19 protein-coding genes and 1 pseudogene are annotated in these 21,446 nt (G+C 69.2%); 13 read left to right on the top strand and 7 right to left on the bottom strand.

The annotated features are described in order from the left end of the window. The 3 genes from C4313_RS07505 to C4313_RS07495 all read left to right on the top strand — a co-directional run. The coding region (locus C4313_RS07505) for a baseplate J/gp47 family protein (protein WP_352429252.1) at nt 1–1,243 on the top strand (1,243 nt) is incomplete at its 5' end. Next, nucleotides 1,240–2,190 carry a glycosyltransferase family 2 protein gene (locus tag C4313_RS07500; protein ID WP_352429251.1) on the top strand — a complete coding sequence of 317 codons (951 nt, stop codon included), beginning with the start codon at nt 1,240–1,242 and terminating at the stop codon, nt 2,188–2,190. The genes C4313_RS07505 and C4313_RS07500, both read left to right, overlap by 4 nt. Continuing rightward, complete coding sequence (locus C4313_RS07495) at nt 2,187–2,927, top strand: glycosyltransferase family 2 protein (RefSeq protein ID WP_352429250.1); 741 nt, start codon at nt 2,187–2,189, stop codon at nt 2,925–2,927. Before C4313_RS07500 ends, C4313_RS07495 begins: the two co-directional genes overlap by 4 nt. Before the next feature lie 65 nt (nt 2,928–2,992). Here C4313_RS07495 and C4313_RS07490 read toward each other — a convergent pair whose 3' ends face one another. The 7 genes from C4313_RS07490 to C4313_RS07460 form a co-directional block, all read right to left on the bottom strand. Further along, a complete protein-coding gene (locus C4313_RS07490; protein ID WP_352429249.1) occupies nt 2,993–3,880 on the bottom strand; it encodes a trypsin-like serine protease in 888 nt (295 codons plus the stop codon). A gap of 207 nt (nt 3,881–4,087) precedes the next feature. Beyond that, complete coding sequence (locus tag C4313_RS07485; RefSeq protein WP_352429248.1) at nt 4,088–5,818, bottom strand: alkaline phosphatase family protein; 1,731 nt, start codon at nt 5,816–5,818, stop codon at nt 4,088–4,090. Between the two features lie 51 nt (nt 5,819–5,869). Continuing rightward, nucleotides 5,870–6,856, bottom strand: coding sequence for an ArsA family ATPase (locus tag C4313_RS07480; RefSeq protein ID WP_352429247.1), 987 nt, complete (start codon nt 6,854–6,856; stop codon nt 5,870–5,872). Between the two features lie 40 nt (nt 6,857–6,896). Further along, on the bottom strand, nt 6,897–7,886 hold the full coding sequence (locus tag C4313_RS07475; protein WP_352429246.1) for an ArsA family ATPase: 990 nt from the start codon (nt 7,884–7,886) through the stop codon (nt 6,897–6,899). Between the two features lie 37 nt (nt 7,887–7,923). Beyond that, nucleotides 7,924–8,205 (bottom strand): DUF7990 family protein, encoded by a 282-nt coding sequence (locus tag C4313_RS07470; protein WP_352429245.1) that lies wholly within the window; start codon nt 8,203–8,205, stop codon nt 7,924–7,926. Nucleotides 8,206–8,239: 34 nt separating this feature from the next. Continuing rightward, complete coding sequence (locus tag C4313_RS07465; protein WP_352429244.1) at nt 8,240–8,542, bottom strand: DUF7990 family protein; 303 nt, start codon at nt 8,540–8,542, stop codon at nt 8,240–8,242. A gap of 131 nt (nt 8,543–8,673) precedes the next feature. After that, nucleotides 8,674–9,849 carry a glycosyltransferase gene (locus tag C4313_RS07460; protein WP_352429243.1) on the bottom strand — a complete coding sequence of 392 codons (1,176 nt, stop codon included), beginning with the start codon at nt 9,847–9,849 and terminating at the stop codon, nt 8,674–8,676. A 349-nt stretch (nt 9,850–10,198) separates the two neighbouring features. On the opposite strand from C4313_RS07460, the gene C4313_RS07455 reads away from it, so the two are divergent. The 10 genes and pseudogenes from C4313_RS07455 to C4313_RS07410 form a co-directional block, all read left to right on the top strand. Then, complete coding sequence (locus C4313_RS07455) at nt 10,199–11,278, top strand: DegT/DnrJ/EryC1/StrS family aminotransferase (RefSeq protein WP_352429242.1); 1,080 nt, start codon at nt 10,199–10,201, stop codon at nt 11,276–11,278. A 1-nt stretch (nt 11,279) separates the two neighbouring features. Beyond that, nucleotides 11,280–12,296 carry a Gfo/Idh/MocA family oxidoreductase gene (locus tag C4313_RS07450; RefSeq protein ID WP_352429241.1) on the top strand — a complete coding sequence of 339 codons (1,017 nt, stop codon included), beginning with the start codon at nt 11,280–11,282 and terminating at the stop codon, nt 12,294–12,296. Further along, a complete protein-coding gene (wecB, locus tag C4313_RS07445; RefSeq protein WP_352429240.1) occupies nt 12,293–13,432 on the top strand; it encodes a non-hydrolyzing UDP-N-acetylglucosamine 2-epimerase in 1,140 nt (379 codons plus the stop codon). The genes C4313_RS07450 and wecB overlap by 4 nt, the downstream gene beginning before the upstream one ends. Nucleotides 13,433–13,481: 49 nt before the next feature. Further along, a complete protein-coding gene (locus C4313_RS07440) occupies nt 13,482–15,098 on the top strand; it encodes a thiamine pyrophosphate-binding protein (RefSeq protein WP_352429239.1) in 1,617 nt (538 codons plus the stop codon). Between the two features lie 31 nt (nt 15,099–15,129). Then, nucleotides 15,130–16,248: an ATP-grasp domain-containing protein gene (locus tag C4313_RS07435; RefSeq protein ID WP_352429238.1), complete on the top strand. Its 1,119-nt coding sequence runs from the start codon at nt 15,130–15,132 to the stop codon at nt 16,246–16,248. Between the two features lie 22 nt (nt 16,249–16,270). Continuing rightward, nucleotides 16,271–17,041: a glycosyltransferase family 2 protein gene (locus C4313_RS07430; protein WP_352429237.1), complete on the top strand. Its 771-nt coding sequence runs from the start codon at nt 16,271–16,273 to the stop codon at nt 17,039–17,041. 41 nt (nt 17,042–17,082) lie between these two features. Next, entirely contained in the window at nt 17,083–18,390 is a 1,308-nt protein-coding gene (locus tag C4313_RS07425) for an NAD(P)/FAD-dependent oxidoreductase (protein ID WP_352429236.1), read from the top strand. A 25-nt stretch (nt 18,391–18,415) separates the two neighbouring features. Next, complete coding sequence (locus C4313_RS07420) at nt 18,416–19,897, top strand: sugar transferase (RefSeq protein WP_352429235.1); 1,482 nt, start codon at nt 18,416–18,418, stop codon at nt 19,895–19,897. A gap of 366 nt (nt 19,898–20,263) precedes the next feature. Then, entirely contained in the window at nt 20,264–21,238 is a 975-nt protein-coding gene (locus tag C4313_RS07415) for a TIGR00269 family protein (RefSeq protein WP_352429234.1), read from the top strand. A gap of 3 nt (nt 21,239–21,241) precedes the next feature. Beyond that, nucleotides 21,242–21,446: pseudogene (locus tag C4313_RS07410) on the top strand (cobalamin-binding protein); the annotation flags it as partial.

The following is a 21,446-nucleotide window of genomic DNA, read 5'->3' as shown; positions in this document are numbered from 1 at the left end:
CCCATGGCCGGCGGAGGCCGAGTCCGAGGAAGCCGCCGCGCCCCCAGGGCTCACCCCCACGCTGCAGGCATGGGCCGCCGCCCGTCGCCGCCCCCGCCCGGCCTGGGCCCGCGGGATCGGCCTCGCCCTGGGCGGCCTGGGGCTCCTGGCCATGGGGCTCCTGGCTGCTTTCCTCGTACCTTCGGCGGAGGTCACCCTGAGTCCCCAAGGCGTGCCGCTGGCCATCACCCAGACCGTGGTCGCCGATCCCCGCCTCGCGGCCCGCGACCTCACCCGTTGGGCCATCCCCGCCTATCCCGTGGAGGTGCGGGTGGAGGGACAGGCGGAGGCCTTGGCCACCGGTCGCCAGGAGAAGCCAGCGGGCTACGCGGAAGGACGCGTGATCCTGGTGAACCAACTCAACCGCCCCGTGGAAGTCCCGGCCGGGACCATCGTGCGGGCCGCCAGCGGCAACCTCGCCGTGCGCTTCGTCATCAGCCCCTCGGTGACGGTCCCGGCCGGCTTCGGGGCCACCGCCGAGGCCCGGGTGCGGGCGCTGGAGCCCGGCCCAGCCGGCAACGTGGGGCCGAACCAGATCAACCGGGTAGAAGGCCCCCTCGCCTTCGCGCTGCGGGTGAGCAACCCGGAGCCTTTGACGGGGGGGCGCCTGGAGACCGTGCCGGTGGTGACGGCGGCCGACCGGGATCGGGTGCGGGAGGCCCTCCTGGACCGGCTCCGCCAGCAGGGCTATGCCCAGATGCTGGCCGGGCTCGACCCCCAGGACTGCGTGTTGCCGTCTACGCTGACGGTCTCAGTGATCCGGGAAAGCTACGACCGGCTGGTGGGGGAGCCCGCCGAGCGCCTGCGGGCGGAGATCCTGGCCCGTGTGGTCGGCTACAAGGTGCTGCGCAGCGACCTGGGGGCGCTGGCCCTCGTCGCCCTCAGCCGGAGCGCCCCGCCGGGCCACGAACTCTCCGCCGAAGGTTTCTCGTTCACCGACTGCGAGCGCCTCCAGGCCCGCGTCTTCCGGGAGGAGACGGGGGCCCTCCCCATTGAACTCCCGCTGGAGGCCCACGGCCAGGCGATCCCCCGCCTGCCGACGGATGAGATCCGCCGCGCCCTGCGGGGGCGGACCCCCGGGGCGGCCCTCCAGCGGCTGCAGGCCCTCCCCCTGGCCCGGCCCCCGGAGATCCGCCAGCAGCCGACCTGGTGGCCGTGGCTGCCCTTCCTGGAATCCCGGATCCGGGTGCGGATCCAGCCGTGACCGACCTGGCGGTGGTGATGGTGACCTGGAACGTCCGGGAATGGGCCCTCCGGGCGCTGGAGTCGCTGTTCCGCGCGCTGCGCCGCTCCAGCCTGGAGGCCACCGTCTGGGTGGTGGACAACGCGTCGGCCGATGGGACGGCGGAGGCCATCGCGGCGGCGTTCCCGGCGGTCCGCCGGCTGGTGAACGCGGAGAACCGAGGGTTCGCCGCGGCCAACAACCAGGCCTTGCGGGCGATGGGCTTCCCGGAGGGTCTGGGGACGCCGCGGTATGTCTGGCTATTGAACCCGGACACGGAGGTCACCGACGAGGCGCCGGGGCGCCTGGTGCGCTTTATGGAGGAGACCCCCCGGGCCGGTGTCTGCGGCCCTCGGCTCCTCTACCCCGATGGGCGCTTCCAACACAGCGCCTTCGCCTTCCCGGGCCTGGCCCAACTCTTCCTGGATCTCTTCCCGCTGCATCCCCGGCTGCTGGAGACCCGCCTCAACGGCCGCTACCCGCGATCGTGGTATGCGCGGGGACGTCCTTTCCCCGTCGGCCATCCTTTGGGGGCGGCCATGCTGGTGCGCGGGGAGGCCATCCGGATGGTGGGTCTGTTGGATGAGGGTTACTGGATCTACGCGGAGGAAGTGGACTGGTGCTGGCGGATGGCCCGGGCCGGCTGGGAGCGCTATTGCGTCCCCGATGCCGTGGTGATCCACGTGGGGGGGGCGAGCGCCGCCCAGGCGCGGCCGGAGATGGTGCGGGCCCTGTGGGCCAGCCGGCTGCGGCTCTACCGCCGGCATTACCCAGCGTGGAAGTTCCGGCTGGCCTGCGGCCTGTTGGCCGTCGGCGCCGGCTGGCAGGCCCGCGTCCTCGGCCGACGGAGCGACCCTGAGGGCCGCGCCCTCCAGGCGGCCTACCGGGCCGTGGGGGCAATGGCGGTGGAGGCGTTGCGGGGCCGATGACCCTGGCGGTGGTCATCCTCACCTACAACGAGGCGGCCTTCATCGAGGCCTGCATCGACAGCGTGGCCTGGGCCGACCGGGTGGTCGTCTTCGATTCCTTCAGCGACGACGGCACGGTGGAGCGGGCCCGGGCGAAGGGGGTAGAGGTGATCCAGCACCCCTTCGTGGACTACGCCGCCCAGCGGAACGCAGCCCTGGAGCGGGTGGCGGCTGACTGGATCTTCTTCGTGGACGCCGACGAACGGGCCACCCCCGAACTGGGCGCCGAGGTGCGGGAGGCGATCCGGGATCCCCGCTACGTGGGGTGGTGGGTGCCGCGGCGGAACTATCTCTTCGGACGCCTCACCTGCGGGGGCGGCTGGTGGCCCGACTACCAGCTGCGGGTCCTGCGCCGGGGCTACGCCCGCTACGAGCGGCCGGTGCACGAGATCGTGGTGCTGGCGGGGGAGGCCGGGTATTTGAAAAACCCCCTGCTCCACCACAACTACGACTCTCCCCAGGAGTTCCGGGACAAGCAGCGCCGTTACGCCCGCTGGGAGGCCGAGGCCCTGCGGGCCGCTGGGGTCCGCCCCAAGATCTACACCCCGTGGACCATGCTGGTGCGCGAGTTCTGGCGGCGCTTCGTCCGCCTGCGGGGCTACGTGGACGGCCTGCACGGCCTGCGGCTGGCCTGGTGGATGGCTCTGGCCACCTGGGAGACCTACCGGCTGGTCCGCCGGCTTCCTCCAACACGATAAAGCGGGGCGGGCCCTCGTCCCTGGCGCCCGCCCCGCCCCGATCTCCCCCAGCCGCCGGCCCCGGGCTACGGTGTCACGTCGAAGCCTGCCAGGAAGTCCAGGGAGTCTGGAATGTCGGCGCGGTAGGCAAAGGCGGCGCCCTTGCAGTTGGGGTTGAGGACGAAGGAGTTGACACCCACGATCACCTCATCGCCCTCCGGCGTGCGGTGGAGCACCGGGCCGCCGGAGTCACCGAAGCAGGTGCCGCCCGGCCCCACCCCCTTGCCCGGGCTGTTGGAGTAGTGCAGGTTGTAGCCGTCGGTCAGGGCGCTGCGCAGGTTGACCAGGCTTACCGTGCCCACATAGCGGGTGCGCTCCCCCTGAAGCACCGGCTTGACCAGTTGCAGACCATAGCCCACCACCGTGAACGTCACGTCCTGGAGCCCCCGCCGCGTCGCCAGACGGTCCAGGTAGCCCCGGGAAGCGACCTTTCCATATTGACCGCGGGTGACCTCTGACGGAAGGGGCGGATCAAAGGTCACCACGCCGATGTCGTGGGTGTTGGGGATCGTCAGGTAACCGGTCCAGCCCGGATGGGCGTGGGGCGTGCCCCAGTGGCCGCCGGCGCAGGGATAGCCGGTAAATGCCCCTGCACAGGACGTCCCCCGCGTCCACGTGGGATCTAACGGGATCGGCCCGGGGTCGAACCAGACCTGGGCGAAAGCGGGGGCCAGATCCAGGTCCGGGTCGTAGCCGGTGCAGTGCCCGGCCGTCAGCAACACCGTGGGGGAGACCAAGGCGCCGGTGCAGCGCCAAAGGGGGACTTTGTGCTCATCGTAGAAGACCACGAGCCCGACATAAGGATGCCTATCGCCGTCTGGCTGGCCGTATTGCACGGCCGCCGCCGGGGCCGCCCGGAGCAGCCCCGCCATCCCCACCAGCGCCAACAGGATCAACACCCATCGGAGCCGCATCGCAACCTCCGGGATGGAAAAATTTCCCCAGGCCGGGGGGGCGGAGGGCGAAGCGCGCCCGGCCCTGGTCTTCCCCTCCGCCCCTGCCGGGGGCTTACGGCGCGATGGCCTTGAACCGCTCCCAGGGGATCCGCACCCAGGTCTCGGTGGTCGCGTGGAGGGGATCCCTCGACGGGCCTATCCATGGCCTCCCGATCCCATCTCTGTTCACGGGCGGACCGATCCAGCCTCGGGGCGAAGGCGGGTCCATCCCCGGCGGAGGGCAACGCCCAGGGTCGCCCCCAGGGCCGGCAGCAGCAACGCCGTGGGCAGCCCAAGGGGATCCGGGAGCCCCGGCAGATCCACCCAGAAGGCGCTCAGGGTGAGCAGGTCCAGGTAATACTTGAACCCCCACCCCAGGTTGGGGAGCCCCCAGGGGAACGAAACCCCATAGGCCCAATAGAAGAGCACCACCTGGGCTGCGAAAAGGACAGCGATCCCGCCGTAGGCTCGCAGGATGGTGGTGAAAGCCTCCCCCCAACGTCGTCCCTTCCACAAGCCCAGCAGAAAGGCTACCGCGGCCAAGCCCAGAAGGGTATCCAGCACCCGGGCCATGAAGAAGGCCTCGATCCGGGATTCGGTGTTGAAGACCGACAGCGACCAGCGATAGCCCCGCCCGAAATACAGCCCCCACACCAGCCCCACGAAGATCAGCGCGCCGACCAGGGCAGGCCGCCCCGCCGGGGGGCGGAACAGGGCCACGGCGAGCAGGGCGAGCGCCCCGAGCCCGACCAGCGCCACCGGCGTGCGACCCAGCCGGTCTCGCCACAGCCGCTCCCCCCAGGCCCGGGCCAGCGCCTGCTCGGCCTGTCGGTCGAAGGCAGCGGCCCCGGCCGCCGTGACCGTCTCGGGCAAGGGCACCAGGGAGCTCCCCAGCGTCGTGGCGATCGCCCGGATCCAGGCGACCCGTTGCCGTGCGGAGGCTTGCGCGATGGCATCCAGGGCCCCAGGAGGCCCCTCGAGGGCCTCCAGCAGCGGGCGGCCGACGGCGTGGACCGGGATGGGAAAGCCCAGCAACGCCGCCACCGTCGGAGCGATATCCGCCTGGGTCCCCTCCCCACGAACGCCCGCCCGGATCCCTCGGCCAACCAGCACCAGCGGCACCTCGGTCACAATGGGCTCCCAACCGCCGTGTCCCCCGGTATCGATATGGCCATGGTCCGTCGTCACCACTAGGGTGACCCGCTGAAGATCCAGCGCGGCGGCCAGCCGGGCCAGGCGGGCGTCGGTCCGGCGCACGTTCTCCCGATAGGCCGCCGAGACCCCGCCGAAAGCGTGGCCGTATTCGTCGGGGCCGGCGAAATACACCAGCACCAGCCGGGCCTCCGGATCGCGCAGCAGCGCCTGGGCGCGCTCTAGGACGGCATCGTCCAGACGTTCGACCCCCTCGATCCCTTCGTAAGAAACTTCCGGGGCCTCGAAGCGGTCGAACCAGGGACCGAAGAGCTTACGCCAGCCCGACGTCCCGACCCCGACCGGCCGCAGGCCAGCTCTCTGAGCCTCCTGGAAGATCGAGTCCACCGGGACGGAGCCCTCGAACCAGTTGGTGGTAACCCCGCTCAGGCTCTGCCAGGCCCCACTGCCGATGACGGTCCACCCGGGATACGAGAGGGAGGGCTCCCCGACGCGGACGGTGAAGGCGGCGCCCTTCTGGGCCAGAGCGTTGAGGGTGGGCATCTCGGCGGCCGCCGTGTCCCGGCGCAGGCCATCGATCACCACCAGGACCACCCGCTCGGTAAGCGGGGGTGTCCGCGGTGGGGTCGGGAGGGCTGCGGTGAGGTAGGGGCTTCGGTAGTTCACCACGCTGTCCCACGAGAACGAGGCCAGCCGCACGGCGCCCCATCCCAGGGCGCTCAAGCCGACGATCCAGGCGATCCACCCACGCGCCCGTCGCCCCATCGGGTCCCCCAGCGCCCCAACCCCAGACAACGGGTCGCCGCCCGACGCCGATCAGGCGGGGGCGAACAGATACTGGGCGAAGCGCTCCAGCATGGGGACGCCCCGCACCTCGTTCTCCAGCAGAGGCGTCATCCCCCGCACCAGGCCGTCGAAGAGGGCCTCGATCTCCTTCAGATAACGGGCCTGCATCTCGATGCGGTTGCGCACGAAGTCGGGGGTGCTCTCCCCCAGGAACGATCGGTCGATCAGGCCGTTGACGATGACGCCGCCGACGGGGATGCCGAAATCGTGGAACCAGTGGATGAAGCGGCGGATGACAGCGATGGGAAGGGCCTCCGGCAGGGTGACGAAGAAGAAAGCGGTCAACTCGGGGTCTGTGATCAGCCGGCGGGCCCGCTCCATCCGATCGCGGAAACTGATCAGGTAGTCCATCAGGGGGTCCGGCTCCTCCTTCTTGGTGAAGGAGAGCAACCTGCGCAGAGCCTGGGCCTCCTGGCGGGATTTGATCATCTTGTTCACCCAGAGGGCATAGACCTTGGACATCCCCAGCAGGCGGCGGGCGTTGGCCGTGGGGGCGGTGTCGAAGACGTAGACCTCATATTCGTCGCGGAACATGAGGTCGATCATGTTTTCGAACATGGCCGACTCTTCGAAGGCCGGGTTCATGGTGGCCGACTCTACGAACTCGTCGGCCCGGGTGGAGATCTCTGCGAACTTGAGGAACCACTGGATCTTCTCCCGGATCTCCCGTTTGGACCGCTCGATGGTGTCCTTGGTGTCGATCTCATAGGCCCACAAGTTGGGGACCCCGGCCACCGGCGTCGGCTTGCCGAAGACGTTCTGGTCCAGGAGGCCCGAGAGGCTGTGGACGGGGTTGGTGGACGCCAGCAGCGTGCGCCGCCCCTGGCGGGCGAACCAGAGGGCCGTCGCCCCGGCCATCACCGTCTTGCCCACCCCGCCCTTGCCGCCGAAGAAGACATATTTCAGGCGGGGGTGCTCTCGGAGGAAGTCGATCATCGTTTTCTCCACGCGGATCATCCCCTTCCCTCCCCGCAAGGCTCCAAGGCTTCCCGCAAGCTCACGCCCTCCCGTCCCCGAACAGCAGATCGGCCACCCGGGCGATCATCTCCAGCCCGGTCACGTCCCGCTCCAGCTCGGGGACGTAGGCCAGGACCTGATCGCCGAAGCGGGCGCGGATGTCCTCCAGGTGCCGGCGCTGCATCTCGATGCGGTTGCGCAGGTATTCGGGGATGTTCTGCCCCAGCAACTCCGCCGGCAGCACCCGGTTGACCACATAGCCGGAGATGGGCACGTCGAACCGGCGGAACAGTTCGGCGGCCTTCAGCGTGTCCAGGATGACCATCTCCTCGGGGATGAGGACGAAGAAGAAGGCTGTCTTGCGACTGTCGGTGAGGATGCTGGAGGACATGTTGATCCGCTGGCGGATGTATTGCAGCTCCGCCAGGATGCGGTCCTCCTCGGTCTCCTTCTGGCGACGGATGCGGGCGACCATCTCCTCGTATTCCCGCATCTCCTCCCGCAGCCGGGTGATCTTGGTGATCCACTCGTCGTAGACCTTGGCCATGCTCAGGTAATATAGGGCGTGCCCCAGGGGGACCAGGTCGTAGATGTAGTAATCGTAGCGGCCCTCGACGACGATATCCACCACGGCATCGAAGATGGCGCTCTCCTCCATCGCCGGCTCCGCCGAGGCCGCCTGGATGTAATCCTCGATCTCCTGGGGCACCTCCTCCAAGCCATACATGTCCAGGATCTTACGTCGGATCTCCTCCTGATACTCCTTGATCCGGCGGTCGGCGTCGATCTCCTGGGCCCAGAGGTTGGGCATGATCTCCACCGGGCCCTTGCCGAAGATGTCCCTCTGGAAAATGTCGGAGAGGCTCGCCTGAGGGTCGACGGAGAAGACCAGGACCCGACAGCCCTGCCGGGCCAGCCAGTAAGCCGTGGCCGCCGAGAAGGTGGTCTTGCCCAACCCCCCCTTGCCGCCGAACATGATGTAACGGCGCTCGGGGTTCTCCTGCAACAACCGCGCCAACTTGGTCGCCATCCCGGGTCACCTCGCTGGGGATATGCTTCCCTTCGGGTTAGAACATGGCATCCGACACATCCCGCTCCCGGAGCATGCGGCGCTTCCAGGTGCTGATCTGGGGCACCACATAAGGCAGGATGCGCAGGCTGTAATAGGGCGGCAGGATGGGGACGCCGATGAGGTCGCCCATGGTGATGAGGATGAACAGATGCTCCATGCTGGCCCGGGTGCGCAGGGCGTAGCGGGCCATGTCGTGGGCCGCCATGCCGTAGGTCAGTTCCTGCACGAAATTCACCACCCGGCGCAACAACCCTTCCCGCGTCTTCTGCTCCGCCATCTCCACGCTCCTCCTGAAAGGATTCGGATCGCCCTCACAGCCCGTGCAGGTGATACTCATGCTCGTCGACGAATTCCCGCTCCCGCAGCACCCGGCGCTTCCAGGTCTCCAGGATGGGGACCACGTAGGGCAACAGGCGCAGGCTGTAGTAAGGGGGCATGATGGGCAGGCCGATGAGATCCCCGAAGAGGGCCGCGATGAAGAGGTTCTCTGTGGCGGCGCGCATCTCCAGGAGATGCTGCACCACATCGTAAGCGGCGAAGCCGTAAAAGAACTCCCGGACCGCCTGGCGCCACGTCCGCCATCGCTCGGACAGCCGCGCCCACGCCCCCACCATGCTCGCCCCCGCCGGGAAGGATCTGCCCCACCCAACATTCATTATATCGTGGAACGGGCCCCAGGCCGCGTTCACGCTGAAGGGGGGAGCATTGCAACTGCCTGCAATTATACCGGGGTTGGAGGGCGGGCTCAAGCCGGGCACCGGTAAACGGCCTCGAGGCGCTCGGCCAGGGCCTCCCAGCGGTGGTGGGCCTCCACATAGGCCCGCCCGGCCTCCCCCATGGCCCGCCGCGCCGCCGGTTGCCCCAACAGGGCGAGCACGGCCTCCGCGAAGGCCTCCGGGACCTCCGCCACCGCCAGGTCCCGCCCCGGGACCGCCTGGAGCCCTCCCAGCACCGGCGGCGTGACCACCGCCGGGGTGGCCATGGCCATGGCCTCCAACACCTTGTTCTGGATCCCCACCGCATACCGGAGGGGGCACACCGCCAGTGTCGCCCGCGCCAGATACGGCCGGAGATCGGGGACCGCGCCGACGATCTGGATCCGCGGATCCCGTGCGGCCCGGCGCAGGAGGGCTGGGGGGTTCCGCCCGACGATCTGCAGCCGCACCTCCGGTCGCCGGGCCCAGATCCGCGGCATGATCTGCTGGATCAGATCCAGGGCCGCAGCGACGTTGGCGTGGTAACTCATCTTGCCGGTGAAGACCAGGGTGGCGGGATCCCGAGGGATTGGCTGCGGGCGGAAGAACTCCAGGTCGACGCCGTTGGGGAGGACGACAACCTGGGCGGAGCCCTCCGGCGCCAGCCGTCGCAGGGCCGCCGCGTCCTCGGCCGAGGTGACGAGCACGCGGGGGAACCGCGACAGCCACGAGGCCTCCAGCCGGCGGGTCCGCGGGAGCTCCAGGGCGGCCAACCAGCGGGTGAGCCGCCCGGGCGCCAGGGCCCGGGCCTGGGCGAACAGCCGGGTGATGCTGTCCACAGCGTCGAAGACCAGACGCTCCGGAGGGACCTCCTGGGCGAAGCCGACGCCCCGCAGGTGCTCCACGTGGACCACCTCCCAGCGCTCATGCAACGCCTGCCACAGGGCCTCTCGCAAGCCCGGGTGGTCGGCGTAACCGGCTTGGAGGGGCTCTCCCCGCGCCCAGGCCCGCAGGGCGTTCCAGAGGGTGCGCGGCCGCGAGAGCGGGAACAACCGGATCTCCACGCCCAGGTCCCGCAGGGGCCCCGGATCCGCCCACCGGTCCTCCGGGGGCTGAACCGCCAGCACCCGCACCCGATGCCCGCGCTGGGCCAGGGCCTGCAGCAGGCCATAGGGCCGGACCCGGATCGGCGAGGGCGGATACGGAAGCACCATCAGGATCTCCATCGCCCGAAGGCTCCCCAGCCCGCCATCGGCCCCAGAGTAAAAGCATCCGGTTAGAATTCCGACAACCCCGCGTTAGAAAGCGGATGGATCCACCGGCCGCGCGCCTTCCCCCACGGCTTACCGCCTTCTAACAGCCGGCTTACCCCTTCCCAACGTCCCCCTGATACAGTGGACCTGAAAGGCCTGGGGATCCGCGCATTCGCGACAGGATCCCCCGTGGTCCAGACCGCCGTGTGAGCAGAAGAGCAGGGAAGGAGCAGTGATCGCCGATCTAAGGACCAGCGGAATGGATGACATCACGGCGTCTGCTTTCCTCACAGGGCGGCCTCGGCCGGAGCGGCCGATCCCGATGGCACGGCCGCTCTTCGATGAGGCCACCTACGCGGCGGTGCGGGAGGTGCTGGCCTCCGGCCGGCTGGCCCAGGGGCCCTGGGTGCTGGCGTTCGAGGAGCGCTTCGCGATCTGGAGCGATGCGCCCTTCGCCTTCGCCGTGTCCAGCGGGACGGCGGCGCTGCTGCTGGCGCTGATGGCCCTGGGGATCGGGCCGGGGGACGAGGTGATCACCACTCCCTTTACCTTCGCCGCCACCGCCAACGTGGCCCTCTTTCTGGGGGCCCGTCCGGTGTTCGCCGACATCGACCCCGTCACCCTGAACCTGGATCCGGAGGACGCGGCCCGGCGGATCACCCCCCGGACGCGGGCCATCATCGTGGTCCACCTCTACGGCCACCCGTGCGACATGGAGGCCTTCCAGACCCTTTGCGAGCGCCACGGCCTGGCGCTGATCGAGGACGCCGCCCACGCGCCCGGGGCTGAATACCGCGGGCGTCGCGTCGGCTCCTTCGGGATCGGCTGCTTCTCCTTCTATGCCACCAAGAACCTGACTACCGGCGAGGGCGGGATGGTCACCACCCACGATCCCCAACTGGCCCGGCGCCTGCGGATGCTCCGAGATCACGGCCAGTCGGCCAAATACGTCCACGAGCAGTTGGGGTTGAACTTCCGCATGACCGAACTGCAAGCCGCCATGGGGATCGAGCAGATGCGGCACATCGAGGCCTGGAACGCCCGGCGCCGGGAGATCGCCGATTTTTATAGCCGGAACCTGCAGGGGGTCCGCCTCCCAGCGACCGTGCCCGGGTGCACGCCCGTCTACCACCTTTACACGATCCGGGTTCCGCCCGCCATCCGTGGGGCGTTGCGGGAGCGCCTGTGGGCCGCCGGCATCGAAACCGGCGTCCACTACCCCACGCCGGTTTACCGCCAGCCCCTCTATCAGCGGCTGGGCTACACCGAAGCCCTCCCCCACGCCGAGGCCGCCGCCCGCGAGGTCCTCTCATTGCCCATCCATCCGGCCCTTCGCGAGGGGGAGGTCCGTTACATCGTTGAGGCCGTGAATGCCCTGGTGGACAAACTGTCGGGAGGTTGAGATGAAAACGCTGCGCGTCGGCGTGGTCGGTGTGGGCTCGATGGGCGAGCGGCACTGCCGGGTCTACCAGTCCCTCCGGGGCGTCCACCTGGCCGGCGTCTATGACGCCTGCTGGGAACGGGCCCATGAGGTGGCCGCCCGCTATGAGACCGTCGCCTTCCCCACCTTGGAGGCCCTGGCCGCCGAGGTGGACGCCGCCAGTATCGCCACTCCCACCCAGACCCATGCGGAGGTGGCCATCGCGTTGATCGAGCGCGGTGTGGCCGTCCTGATCGAGAAGCCGATGGCGGCCTCGGCCCTGGAGGCCATGGCCATCTGCGAGGCCGCCCGGCGCCACGGCGTCTTGGTCCAGGTAGGCCATATCGAGCGCTTCAATCCGGTCTACACCGAACTGAAGGTCCTCCTGGAGACAGTGCATCCCATCGGTATGGTCTTCCGCCGGCTGAGCCCCTACGCCGTCAGCAACCAGGACGCCGACGTGATCCTGGACCTCATGGTCCACGACCTGGATTTGGCCATGGATCTGGTCGGGGGGCCACCGTCCCGTCTCTACCCCATCGGCCGACAGATCTTCTCCGACGCCATGGATTACGCGGTGCTGGCCATGGAGTTCCCCGGCGGCGAGATCGCCACCCTCTTCGCCTCCCGGGTGACCGAGCAGAAGGTCCGTTTCATCGAGATCACCGCTGCCGAGGCCTACATCGAGGCCGACCTCCTGAACAAGGGGATCACGGTCTACCGCTACACCATCCCCGTCTACACCAACGACAACCAGCCGGTGAAATACCGACAGGAGGGATGGATGGAGCGGATCGGCATCCCCATGGCTGAGCCCCTGGCCTTGGAGCTCCAGCACTTCGTGGATTGCGTCCGCACCGGCCGGCGGCCGCTGGTTTCCGAGCAGGACGGCCTGCGGACCATGCAACTGGCCGAACGGATCCGCCTGTTGCTCTATCACGGCCTCTCCCCGATGTCCCGGCTGAGCCGCCCGCCAGTCCCTGCGGAAGCACGGCCATGAAGATCGTCTCCATCGTCGGCGCCCGACCGGAGTTCATCCAGGCCGCGCCGGTCAGCCTTGCCCTGCGGCGCGAGCACCACGAGGTGCTGGTCCACACCGGCCAGCACTACGACGACGCCATGTCGCGGGTGTTCTTCGAGGACCTGGACCTGCCCGCGCCGGATTACAACCTGGGGGTGGGCTCGGGCCCTCACGGCCGGCAGACCGGGGAGATGTTGGCCCGCCTGGAAGCGGTGCTGGCTCAGGAACGGCCCGACCTGGTGATCGTGCGCGGGGACACCAACTCCACCCTCGCAGGGGCCCTGGCGGCCGCCAAACTGCACCTCCCCCTTGTCCACATCGAGGCCGGGGAGCGCAGTTTCAACAAGTTCATGCCCGAAGAGATCAACCGCCTGGTGGCCGACCGGCTGGCGGACCTCCACTTCTGCATCACGCGGCGGGCAGTCCAGCACCTGGCCCGTGAGGGGATCACCAAGGGGGTGTTCTTCGTCGGCGACGTGATGCTGGACGCGGTGCGACTGTATGGGCCTCAGGCCCGTTGCCGGGCCCCGGCCCTGCTGGCCCGGCTGGGGGTGGAGCCGGGCCGGTATCTGCTGGCCACGGTGCACCGGGCCGGCAACACCGACCACCCCGGCCGCCTGGCCGGGATCATGGCCGGCCTCAACGCCATCCCTGAGCCCATCGTCTTCCCGATCCACCCGCGTACCCGCCAGGCGCTGGCCCGCTACGGGCTGACGGCCGGCCCGCACATCCGCCTGATTGACCCGCTGGGCTATCTGGACATGCTGGCCCTGGAATCCCACGCCCGTATGGTCCTCACCGACTCCGGCGGGGTCCAGCGGGAGGCTTACTTTTTGGGCCTCCCATGCCTGACCTTGCGGGAGGAGACGGAACTGATGGAGACGGTGGAGGTGGGCTGGAACCTCTTAGTGGGGACCGACCCGAGGCGGATCGTGGAGGGCTGGCGTCGCTTCCGCCCCGCGGGGCCGCGGCCGCCCCTCTTCGGCGACGGCCACGCCGCGGAGCGCATCGCCGCCATCCTGAAGGCCTCCCCACCGCGGTTCGGCCAGCACTACCGACGGCCGGAGCGGATTCTCCTGCCTGCCCACGCCCTGGAACACCTGCAGACACGGTGAGGCCGAGCGCCGTCGGACCGGTTCGCCAACCGATGGGAAGGAGCCCGCCATGAACGGCGCAACGCTGCTGGTCGAGAGCCTGCAACAGGAGAAAGTCCCTGTGATCTTCGGCCTGCCCGGCGACGAGGTCGCTTTCTTCGAGGCCCTGCGAGGCAGTTCCATCCGCTTCATCACGGTCCGCCACGAGCAGGCCGCGGCCTTCATGGCCGACGCCTACGGACGGCTGGCCGGCCGCCCTGGCGTCTGTTTCTCCACCCTCGGCCCTGGGGCGACCAACCTGGCCACCGGGCTGGCCAACGCTCTCCTGGATCGCTCCCCGGTGGTCGCCCTCTCCGACCAGGTGAGCACCGATCAAATGCGCCTGGGGGTCCACCAATATGTCGACCTGGCCGCCTTCTTCCAGCCCATCACCAAGTGGAGCGCAGTGATCCGGGACCCCGAACTGATTTCCCCGACCCTGCATTACGCCTTCCAGGTCGCCCGCGCGGAGCGGCCGGGGCCGGTCCACCTCAGCCTCCCGGCGAACGTCCTGGAGCGGGAGTGCTTCCTCTTCAATCTGAAGGCAGCTCTCCCGGAGCGGGCGCTGCCCCTCCGGCCCGGCCCGGATCCCCGCGCCCTGCAGCAGATCGCCGCATGGCTCCAGGAGGCCCTCGCCCCGGTCCTGCTGGTGGGGAACCTTCCCCTGCGGGCCGGCGCGGCCGCCTCCCTCAGGCGCTTCGTGGAGGCCTACCAGATCCCCACCTTGACCACCTACATGGGGAAGGGCGCCCTCCCGGAGGACCATCCCCTGTGCCTGGGGGTGATCAGCCGGCACGCCCGGGGCGAACTGATGAAACTGTTCGCCGTCTGCGATCTCATCATGACCATCGGCTACGACGAGGTCGAGGGCGTGAAGCCCGCCCTCTGGACCGTCGGGAACCACAAGCGCCTGGTAAGCATCGACAGCGTCTTCGAGGCGGAGGCAGGCGGCATCCTGAAATCCGACCTGCACCTCGCCGGCGATCTCCACGCCATCCTGGAAGGGCTGACGGCCTTGGCGCCGGCCGGCCGCCGGCCCTGGCTGGAGGTCCCGGCGGTGCGGGAGGCGATGCGCAAACCCCTTCAAGAGCCGCCCGCGGAATCCGCCCCCCTGTCGCCCGGGTCCGTCACCCGGGTCCTCGGGCAGGTCCTTCCAGAGGACGCGGTGATCGCCGTAGATGTGGGGCTCAACAAATACGCGATGGGGCTGGGCTATCGCCTCCGGGGCCGCCAACGCATCCTGTTCTCCAACGGCCTCTCGGCCATGGGGTTCGCCTTGCCCGCCGCCCTGGGGGCGCGCTGCGCCTGCCCGGACGCGCCCATTGTGGCCGTCAGCGGCGACGGAGGCTTCCTGATGAACGTGCAGGAACTGGAGACCAGCCTCCGCCATCGGCTGCCGGTGGTGGCAGTGGTGCTGCGGGACAACGCCCTGGGGCTGATCCGCCGGATGCAGGTCGCCCGCTTCGGGGCCGCGGTGGGCACCGACCTGGGGAACCCCGATCTGCCCGCCCTGGCCGCGGCCTTCGGGGCCCGGGGGATCACGGTCGAGAGCGCAGACGAACTGGCGGACGTCCTGTCGGAGGCGCTGCCCTCCGGCCAGACGTGGGTGGTTGATGTCCCGGTCTCCTACGAAGGCTGGCTACAGTAAGCCCATGAGACCCTCGAAGAGGAGATCCACGATGAAACGCATCCTGCTGCTGGGCGCCGGGGGTCCGCCGGGCATCAATGTGATCCGCTCCTGGCGGGAGGCCCCGGAGCCGTTCTATATCGTCGGCACTGACATGAACCCGTTCCACCTGGAATGGGTGCCGGCGGACCGCGTCTACCTAGTGCCATCAGTGGACCACCCGGAATACTTGGACGTGGTGCTAGAGATCGTGGAGCGCGAGCACATCGACCTGATCCACGCCCAGCCGGACGTCGAGGTGCGGGTCCTTTCGGAGAACCGCGAGCGCTTTCCCGCCCGCGTCTTTCTCCCCCGCAAGGAGACAGTGCGCCTCCTCCAGGACAAGCAGGCCTCGGCGGAGCGATGGCGTCAGGCCGGGATCCACACCTTCCCCACGGTGCCGGTGGAGACGCCGGAAGACCTGGAGCGGGCGGCAGCGATCATCGGGCTGCCCCTGTGGCTGCGGGCCCGGGAAGGGGCCGGAGCGCGGGGAGCGACCCTGGTCGAACGCTTGGAGACCGGCATCCATTGGATCGCCTACTGGCGCTCCCGTGGGGTCCGGTGGGCGTTCATCGCCCAGCCATACCTCTCCGGCCGGGAGTTCGCCTGGCAGTCCCTCTGGAAGGACGGGAGGCTGATCGTCTCCCAGGGCCGCCAGCGCATCGAATACATCTACCCCCACCTGGCGCCCTCAGGCCGCACCGGGACCAGCGCCGTGACCGTCACGGTGCATGACGAGCGGGTGAACGAGGTGGCCACCCGCTGCGTCCTGGCCGTCGACCCACAGGCGACGGGGGTGTTCAGCGTGGACCTGATGGAGGACGAGCGGGGGAACCTTTTCCCGACGGAGATCAACGCAGGGCGGTTCTTCACCACAACGTATTTCTACACCCGCGCCGGCTGCAACATGCCCTATTACATGATCCGCTTGGCCTTCGACGAGCCGCTGCCGGACCTCCCGCCTTACAACGCCCTGCCCGCGGGGCTTTACTGGATCCGTCACATCGACTGCCCTGCCGTCCTGATCCCCCATGGGTCGCTGCGGGTGCAGCGGGAGCCGGGCCTGGGCCGCTTCGACGGGCAGGAGCGCCTGCGGGAGATCGCGGCCCTGTGGGAGGCGCCGGCCCGATGATCCCAACGGTAGGAGCGCGATGGTGAACGCCATCCCTCGCTACAGCCTGATCATCCCCTGCTATAACGAGGCGGAGAACGTCCCCCGCCTGCGGGCGGAACTGGAGCCGGTGGTGGAATGGCTGATGGCCGACGGCGGGGTGGAGGTGATCTTCGTCGACGACGGCAGCACCGATGGGACGGGCCGCCTCCTCCGCGAGGCCTTCGTCGGATGGCCCTTCGTGCGCCTGCTGGCCCACCCCCGCAACCGGGGCCTGGGGGCCGCCCTGCGGACCGGGTTCCAGGCCGCGCGGGGGGAGATCGTGATCACCACCGACAGCGACGGGACGTATCCCTTCGAGGAGATCTTCCGGCTCCTGGGCCACCTGGGGCCGGAGGTCGACCTGGTCACCGCCTCGCCCTATCACCCGGGCGGGCGCATCGAAGGGGTTCCGCCGTGGCGGCAGGTGTTCAGTTTCGGGGCCTCTTTCTTGTATCGGTTGATCCTGCGAACCCCCGTCCGGACCCACACCGCCCTCTTCCGGGCCTACCGCCGCCGGGTCCTGGAGGCCATCACCGTGGAGGCCGACGGGTATGTGGCGGTGGCCGAGATCATGGCCAAGGCGTTGCGCGCCGGCTTGCGGGTGGCGGAATACCCAACCACCCTCCGCGTCCGCCGCTTCGGGCGCTCCAAGATGAAGATCCTTCGCACGGTCCTGGCCCACCTCCGTCTGATGGCCCGGCTGATCCTCCCCGGCGCCATGGGGCGTGTCCCCGCCAGGATCCCCTCCCGACACCCGGAGATGCTCCGATGAGCAGCGCGCGGGCTCACCGCTCTCTCGCGGGTCGAAGGCCGATGACCATCGCAGTGATCGGCGGCGGGTTGATGGGGGTGAGCCTGTCGTATTTCCTGAGCCAGGCCGGCCACCGTGTGGTCCTCTACGAGGCGAGCGATCAGATCGGCGGCCTGGCCGGGACGATCCGCTTGGGCGATGTGGAGGTGGATCGCTTCTATCACATCATCCTCTCCAGCGACACCCACATGCAGGCCCTGGCCTACGAACTGGGCCTCGCGGGTCGCCTGCGCTTCCGAGCCACCGGCTCGGCCTTCTTCCATCAAGGCCGCTTGTATCCGATGACCACGGTGCGGGATTTCCTGACCTTCCCACCCCTGCGGCCCCTGGATCGGCTGCGGCTGGGGTTGACCATCTTAGCGGCCTACCTGCATCGGGACTGGCGCCACCTGGAGGAGATAGACGTGGAGCGCTGGTTGGTCCGCTGGGGCGGCCGGCGGGCCTTCCAGCACCTGTGGCGGCCGATGCTGCGGGCCAAGTTCGATGGCTGCTTCGAGGAACTGCCGGCCACCTACATCTGGGCCCGGCTGATCCGGACCCGCTCGACCCGACGAGGGGCCACCCAACAGGAGCAGGCAGGCTACCTGGTCGGCGGGCACATGACGCTGATCCGTGCCATGGCCCAGGCCATCACGAGGGCCGGCGGCGAGATCCGCCTCCGGACCCCGGTGCAGGAGGTGATCCTGGAGGAGGGACGCGTGGTGGGGGTGCGGGTGGACGGGGCGGCAGAGCCCTGCGCAGCCGCCGTCCTCACCCTGCACCCACCCCTGGTCCCCCGCCTGCTCCCCGGGGTGGAGGGCCCCTGGGTCGAGGACCTGCGGTCGTGGCGCTACCTAGGGATTGTCTGTGTCTTGCTGGCCCTGGACCGTCCGCTCACGGATTACTGGACCATCTACATCGCCGACGAGTCCGTCCCGTTCACCGGGGTGATCGAGACCACCCGCTACATCGATCCCGCCGATGTGGGCGGTTATCACCTGGTTTACCTGCCGAAGTATGTGACGGGAGATTCCCCGTGGCTGACGGCCTCGGACGGGGAGATCCTGGAGGCATGGCTGGGGCATCTGCAACGGATGTTCCCCAGCTTCCAGCCGGAGGGGATCCGCCACGCCCGCGTGCACCGGGAGCGCTACGTGGAGCCGTTGTTCCCCCGCGGGGCATGGCGTCGGATCCCCCCGCTGGCCCCGCCGATCCCCGGCCTGTTCCTGGTCAACCTGACCCAGATCTATCCTGCCCTGACCAATGGGGAATCCCTGACCCGTCACGCCCGTCAAGCCGCTGTCGCCATCGGGAAGCGCCTGGAGGCCTAACGCTGGCTGGAGGAGGTTGTCGAAGATGAGAAACCACGCCCTGCCGTCGCCCATCCCCTGGACAGGACCCCGGGAGGTGGTCCGACCCGACGAGTGGTTCTGGCTGCGATCCAGCCTGGTCCTTCTGGACGGCATGGCCCTGGCCATCGCCTTCATACTCTCGTATGGGATCCGTTTTGAGACCCGCCTGCCGATCTTCTATCAGCCGGAGAGCCCGCCCCTGCGCTATTATGTCCTGTTGATGGCCGGGCTGATCCCCATCTGGCTCCTCCTCTTCGCTGCCCATCGGCTTTACGCGCCGGATCACCTGTTCCACGGGACCTCAGAATACATGCAGGTGATCCAGGCGGCGAGCATGGGGATGGTGGCGACCATCGTCTTCAGTTTCATGGAGCCCGCCCTGGTGGTCGCCCGGGGCTGGCTGCTCCTCTCGTGGCTCCTCGCCATCGCCACGGTCAGCGCGGGCCGTTTCCTCTCCCGCCGGCTGGTTTACGCCCTGCGCGCCCGGGGACGCCTGCTGGTCCCCGCCCTCCTCATCGGGGCCGACGAGGAGGCCCGCATGGTCGCGGCGCAACTCCGGTCCTCCCCCATCTCCGGGATGCGCCTCATCGGCGTCCTGGACCCCCATCACCCCCCGGGGAGCGAGGTGATGCCCGGGCTGCCGGTCCTGGGCACCCTGGAGGATCTCCCCCGCTACATCGAGCAACTGGGGGTGCGGGAGGTGATCGTCTCGGCCAGCGCGCTGCCTCGCGAGGCCCTGGTGGAACTGTTCCGCACCTTCGCCTTTCACCCCCAGGTGACCCTCCGGCTCTCCTCCGGCCTTTACGAACTGCTGGCCACCGGCACCGAGGTCCTCGAGGTGATGGGTGTCCCCCTCCTCTACTGGCGGCGGCTCCGCCTCTCTCCGCTGGAGCGGGCCCTCAAGCGGACGATGGATCTGGTCCTGGCCGCGGCAGCCCTGATCGCGCTGGCGCCGGTGCTGCTCGCCATCGCCGTCGCCGTCAAACTGGACTCGCCGGGCCCTGTGTTTTACCGACGACGGGTGGTCGGGCTGGGGGGACGGCTGTTCGACGCCTTCAAGTTCCGGACGATGGTGGTCAACGCCGAGGCGCTGCTCCAACAGGATCCCCGCCTGCGGGAGGCCTTCGAGCAGAACTTCAAGTTGCGGGAGGACCCGCGGGTGACGCGGGTGGGGCGCTTCCTGCGGCGCTGGAGCCTGGACGAACTGCCGCAGCTGTTCAACGTGCTGCGGGGGGAGATGAGCCTAGTGGGGCCTCGCATGCTGACCCCCGAGGAGATCTCTCGCTACGGCCGCTGGGCCCTCAACCTGCTCGCTGTCCAACCGGGCATCACCGGGCTCTGGCAGGTCTCCGGCCGGGCGGACCTCCCCTACAGCGAGCGGGTGCGCCTGGACCTCTTCTACATCCGCAACTACAGCCTGTGGCTGGACCTGGCCATCCTCCTCCAGACGATCCCGGCCGTCCTCCGCCAGCGCGGGGCCTATTAAGCGCAAGCCGGAACGCGCCCGTCCCACCGTCCCCCAGGAGGATCGCCGATGCCTGGCGGCTCTGATCCTGGGGCTGGAGGAGGCCGAGGGCCGCCGCCCCATCCAGGACAGGTCTTCGGCAAAAGCCCCTTCGAACAGGTCCTGAGGCGGGTCGCGGATCCGGGTTTCCAGCCCGGGCTCTGCCGAGCGGGATCCCCCGAAGCCGAGCCCATCGCCCAGCGCCCCGGGGTCGGGCTTTACGACGCCAAGCGGCGGAAGGCGCGTTCGACAAAACCCACCGCCCCGCTTTAGAATGACGAAGGGGCTCCGAGGCGGCGCCGCTCGCTTCGGCGGCCCACCATCCGCGGAAAGGAGGGACAGCCCGCGATGGCGATCCGTTGCCGGAAGTGCGGCCGCGAGGCGGCGATCATGATGCGCCAGCACCGCCTGGCCCTCTGCGAGGAGCACTACCTGGACTGGTTCGTGGAACAAACGGAGCGGACCATCCGGATGTTCCGGATGTTCGACCGCTCGGAGCGGGTGCTGGTGGCGGTCTCCGGGGGCAAGGACTCCCTGAGCCTGTGGGATGTGTTGCTCCGCCTGGGCTACGCCGCCGACGGCCTCTACATCGGCCTGGGCATCGACGGCGGCATCCGCTATTCGGATCAGTCCTACGAGAAGTGCCAGCGCTTCGTGCGGGAGCGCTGGCCCCAGGCCCGCCTCATCGTCGTCGACGTCAAGGAGGTCTACGGGGAGACCATCCCGGAGGTCGCCGCCCGCACGCTGCGGGGTCGGGATAAGCCCTGTGCGGTGTGCGGCCTGATCAAACGCTACATCATGAACCGGGTGGCCTACGACGGCGGCTACGCCGCCCTGGCCACCGGCCACAACCTGGACGACGAGGTGGCCGTCCTCTTCGGCAACGTGATGAACTGGCAGGTCGGCTACCTCGCCCGCCAGGGGCCTGTCCTCCCCGCCTCCCGGCCGGGGTTCGCCCGCAAGGTCAAGCCCTTCTGCCGGTTCTACGAACGGGAGACGGCGGCGTATGCCCTGCTGCGGGGCATCGATTACATCTACGACGAGTGCCCCTTCGCTGAGGGATCGACCAGCATCGCCTACAAAGAATGGCTGGCGCGGCTGGAGGAGGAGCGACCAGGCACCAAGCTGCGCTTCTACCTGGGCTTCCTCAAGGCCCGGGAGGAGGGCCAGATCGCTTTCCGGACGGACGAGGCAGAGCTGCACGCCTGCGAGAAGTGCGGCCAGCCCACCTCGGCCCCGGGCATCTGTGCCTTCTGCCGGCTCTGGGAGAAGCGGCGGCCCGCCCGCCCGATGCCCGCCCCGGTCCTTGCCACGGAGGGATAAGGGATGCGCATCGTCTCTCTGCTCCCGGGGGCCACCGAACTGGTCTGCGCCCTGGGGTTGGAGGACCACCTGGTCGGGGTCTCCCACGAATGCGATTTCCCGCCGGAGGTGGTGGCCCGGCTTCCCCGCCTGACCCACAGCACCCTCCCGGAGGGCCTGACCGACCCGGCCGCCATCGGCCAGCGCCTGGGGGCCTCCGGCGAGCTTA

The sequence above is a fragment of the Thermoflexus sp. genome, from assembly GCF_040289485.1.
GTDB lineage: Bacteria > Chloroflexota > Anaerolineae > Thermoflexales > Thermoflexaceae > Thermoflexus.
The sequence above is the reverse complement of the archived record's forward strand: the minus strand, read 5'-3'. Positions and strand labels throughout refer to the sequence as shown.